A 5,139-nucleotide genomic window follows, 5' to 3' on the forward strand; every position below is an offset into this window, starting at 1 on the left:
CACATTGAACGCCAGCTGACCGACCCAAGCAAAACGGTCACCCACATCACAGAAGTTGAAAACGAACAAATTGACGCCATACAGCGAAATCGCAAAAATAATGCGAAAAATCAAAATTTCGCAAATCGCTCTCGCCCAACAGGTTCGAACTCAACTTTTTCGAAAACTCGCACGACCCTCCGTTGCTATTATTGCAACAAATCAGGTCACACTCAACCAAAGTGCTTCAAACGAAAACGCGAAAAAGGTCAGTGGAAAGATAAAGATGGTAAGCCCTGGACTGGCGCCATAAGTGAAGTGAACGCGGACTTCCAGCTTCGCCCTGACAAAGAAGATTGCGGCGAAACCTTGGAGCATATAGCAACCACTGAAAACGCTTTAAGCAGTATCGAAGCACAATTATTTAATAATTACGGTCAATACGATACTACATATTTAAACTTTCATTAGGTCCTACTGTCCTCAGGAGTAGTGACCTCGCTCAGCCAGCATCCTCCGCCTCTAAATTTGAAGAAAATATTTTTTCATGTAATTCAATCGATTTTTCTTATTTTTCAAATAAATGCAATTTTTCTTTTGACATTTGTGCAATTAATAAAAATCAATCAAAAAGACCGTTTCTTCAAATTTTTTCCGAGGGGGTGGAGGGGAATTGGCTGTATGATACTGGGGCAGATGTTTCTGTAATTTCGAAACAACTTTTTGAAAAATTCAAAAATAAACCAATTTTAAGTTCTCATTTTGGGTCACTTAATAGTGCAGCAAATACAAAATTAGGCACTCTAGGGACTTGCAAATTAAAACTAGAAGTTTTAGGAAAATGTTTTGAACACGAAGTATTTGTTTGCGAGAACTTAAATCAAGAAGCGATTTTAGGTATAGATGCAATTCAAAAATTAGGTTTAAATTATAACATTAGAAAAAGACAATTTTCATTTGACGAATTAAATATTATTTCGCAAACGTTTTCGGTGGCTGCCCTGTCAGCCTTATCAACAGAAATTTTCGAGCCATTAACAGCTCGACCGCTCAGACTTTCAGCTCAAACCGACACAGGTCAACGACCGCCATCAGGTCAAACGGGAGTAGCAGAAATTCATGCCAACAATTATCCCCTATTATTTTCAAAAGAAGGTCTCGTGAAAACAAATAAATTGGGTGAGATAACATTAATGGTCAAAAATTGCTACCCCTATCAAATAACTATTCCAAGAGGGGAAATTTTAGGTTCATTTGAACCCGTCCTAGAAGGAACTTTTTCAAAAATTGACGAGAAAAAGTTTGTTGCGGAAATTACACAAAATAAAGCCCGCCCCCCTCCACTCAATTCGGCTCAACAAAAAGATTTTTTGAAAGATTTAAAATTAAACGTTCCAATTGAAGAAAAACAAAAATATTTAAAATTACTTTTTGAAAATCACGATGTTTTTAGCAAAACGAAAAATGACTTAGGAAAAGCAAATAATTTTAAACACGAAATTCAATTAAAAACTAAAGAGCCTGTTTATGTTAAACAATTTAAAATTCCTGAAAGTCACAGAGATAATTTAGTTGATCAAATTAAAGAATGGCTAAAAATAGGTGTAATTGAACCCACAAACAGCCGTTATAATTCTCCAATTTTTGTGGTTCCCAAAAAGGATGGGTCCCACAGATTTGTGTTAGATTATCGAGCATTAAATGACAATAGCATGGATGACAAATATTCCATGAAAGATGTGAGCGAGTGCATAGGGGACATCGGCAGGGCTGGGTCAACAATTTTTAGCACCATGGACTTAACTTCTGGTTTTTGGCAGCTGCCACTTGAGGAAAAATCTAGACCATATACAGCTTTTACGTGCCCTGGCTTAGGTCAGTTTGCTTTTAAAGTTTTAAGCATGGGCCTAAAAGGTGGGCCTGGATCTTTCCAAAGAATGGCAGAGCTAACAGTTAAGGACATGGACAGGATCATAGTCTATATCGATGATCTCTTGGCTCACGCTCACACTCATGACCAACACAGAAAAGATTTAAATGAATTATTTCACAGACTTAGAAACGTTAATTTAAAGTTAAATTTGAAAAAATGCGAATTTGGGTCAACAAATGTTTCTTACCTTGGCTTTAGACTGACCCCCCAAGGCATACTGCCTGGAATTGACAAACTAAAAGTAGTTAGGGAAGCTAAGCCCCCTACTACTGTCACACAAATTCGCCAATTTTTAGGTCTGTGTAATTTTTTTAGGTCACATGTTCGTAATTTCGCACAAATCAGTGCCCCTTTAAACCAACTTACTAGAAAAGACACTGGTTGGAGAGGGGGGGAGTTACCCAAAGAAGCAAGGGACGGATTTTTCGAACTACGTTCTGCACTAATTTCAGAACCAATAGTTTCTTACCCCAGGAAAGATAGGCCCTATTCACTCATAGTTGACGCCTCCACAGGGGGGGAGGGGTTTGAGGGTGGTTTTGGGGCCATCTTATGCCAACAAGACAAAGGAGGAAATTTTCATGTCATCGCCTATGCCAGCCGAGGACTTCAAACACATGAAAAGAACTACACTCCCTATCTGGCCGAAATGATGTCGGCAGTTTGGGCCATGGGCCACTTCGACACCTATTTAAGAGGAAAACACTTTACTCTTTTCACTGACCATAGACCATTGGAAAAATTAGGAAAAGTGCATACAAAAACATTAAACAGACTTCAAGAAGCTATGAATGAATTTGATTTCGAAATCAAATATAAAAAAGGTAGTGAAATGCCAGCCGATTTTTTGTCTAGAAACGTTTTGTGTGAAATCGATTTATTTATGCCAGATTTGCCGAACTTACAAAAACAGGACGCTTTTTGTGCGGCAGTGATTAATTATCTGAAAAATGGCATTTTACCTATCGAGAAAAATAAGCAAACGTTTGTGGAGAAAATCGCAAAAGAATGCTTCATTGAAAAAGATATTTTGTGGAGGAGATTAAAAAGAAACGATTTTCCTTCCCGCACAGTGCTAGTGGTCCCTGTATCATTAACTGAACAATTAGTGAAAGAAGCCCATGGAACTCTATTAACGGGACACAATGGCATAACAAAAACTAAAGAAAGAATTTTAGAATCATATTATTGGCCAAGTATGGAAGCAGAAATAACAGCACACATTCAAAGCTGTGTAAACTGCCAAAGCCACAGAAAAGATGACCGGCCGAAACCGCATTTTCTGTCACCACTGCCACAATGTTCAACACCGAATCAAAGGGTCCACATGGACTTATTTGGCCCTTTAAAGACATCAGATTCGGGAAAGAAATATGTAATGTGTTTTACTGACGCATTTACGAAATATTGTGAAATGGTGGCCCTCCCTAACAAAGAGGCCACCACAGTGGCCAGCGCCGTGTTCAACCGATGGATATGTAGATACGGCACACCACTAGAATTTGTGACAGATGGTGGAAAAGAATTTGCAAATAATTTAAACAAAGAATTATTTAAAATATTAAAAGTCGAACACAGCATCACATCTCCCTATCATCCGCAATGCAATGCACAAGCTGAAGTTGCTAATAAAACGATTGCTAAATATTTAAGCATGGTGGTTAATCAAAACACCTTGGATTGGGAACTTTATCTCCCTCCTCTCATGTTTTCTTATAACACCTCGCTTCACCGATCGATTAAAGCAACGCCGTATTTTCTCACGTATGGCCTGGATGCCAGACTGCCAAACTTTCCTGCACCTGACATAAGGAGATTTTATGGAGAAAATGAAGCACAAGACCATATTCATCGACTTCAATTATGTAGGCAGGTGGCCACTGAAGAAAATCTGAAGGCCACACAAAAAGCGCAAACCTATCACAATAGCCAAAGTGAACAACACAAATATATTAAAGGACAATTAGTATGGCTAGATGTGAGGAACTTTTTAGGCAAAAATAGGAAATTAGCGCCAAATTGGGAAGGCCCATTTCCTATAACTCGAGTGTTTGACAATGGAGTAGTGGACGTTTTCAAAAATAATAGACATCATAGAGTGAATGTGAATAGACTTAAACCATATTTAGTTAAAGATGGTATTCAAACCAGAAAAGTTTCCATTCCTGAAGACGAAACTCCGCATTTGAAAAATAAAGAAATTATTTTTGAAAATAAGTTTAAACAAGCTCAAACGAGACCGGCAGAAAAAGATATCAATTTTCAACAACCCCAAAATGAACAAACAACAAGGGAAGAAAATTTTGATTATCTTTTGATAGAACCGCCACGGGGGGAGGAGTTGTTTACGCCAAATAACAACATTCTTGCCCCTCCTGTGCCAAATATCATTATAGGCCAAAGCGCAGGAAACGCACCAAGACAGAGAGGGAGACCGAGAAAAGCAATTATCTCGAATTCTCCTTCCCCACAAATCATTAGCCCTCCTTCCATGTCGCATCAAACTAATGGACAAAGTGTCAAGAGAACTCAAGTGCAAATGGAAAATATTATCCCTGCCTCTCAAAACTTGAGGGAGGGCCAACGATTAACGCGAGCTCAAGGTAGACTAGCTGAAAGAGCTCAGTTATCAAACGACGCTCAAGTGAACTTGGTTAAAGTTTTAAACACTTGGGCTATAAGTCAACAAATTTTGAAAAACATAAACAATATTTCATTACTCACAAAACGAAATCAATTGGTGCAACAATTAAATACTTTAAAAAGTGCAGTGAATAAACAAAAACAATTTAATTATTTTACTCACAAAAACAGTGTTGTGGATCAATATAATTTATTTAAAGACGATAAAACAATTGCCGCTAATAAACGGCGCAACTTTTTAAAGAAATTATCTCCAAGTGCACGAAATTTAATACTCACAGGTGATCCTGGGTTCGCATTCGACCCAGCTGTGTATGAACAACTTCTCAATCACCCTCCGGGAGTGCCTGTACCCATCGTGGTGCACCAACAATTTGACTACCTTCTTCCGGATGCCCCGGAAATTATTCCGGAAATTCCCGAGCCCGTAAATCCGGAACCAGAAGAAGAAATTTTTGAAGACGCACCAGAACCAGAACTTGTGTTCATACCTGACCCACAAGGCTCACCAGAATTTGTGCTCATACCTGACGCACAAAACTCACCAGACGCATCTCTGGAACCTGGTCGAGACCCACTAAGTG

2 protein-coding genes are annotated in these 5,139 nt (G+C 38.7%); both read left to right on the forward strand.

Annotated features, from left to right (window positions below):
• Window positions 1–450 (forward strand): hypothetical protein (locus WA010_RS05295; RefSeq protein ID WP_422556102.1); only part of this gene is annotated, 450 nt, incomplete at its 5' end.
• 191 nt (window positions 451–641) lie between these two features.
• Window positions 642–5,139: reverse transcriptase domain-containing protein (locus WA010_RS05300; RefSeq protein ID WP_422556103.1), on the forward strand; the 4,498-nt coding region annotated here is incomplete at its 3' end.

Origin of the sequence: Sulfuricurvum sp. (assembly GCF_049305995.1) — a bacterium.
Lineage (GTDB): Bacteria > Campylobacterota > Campylobacteria > Campylobacterales > Sulfurimonadaceae > Sulfuricurvum.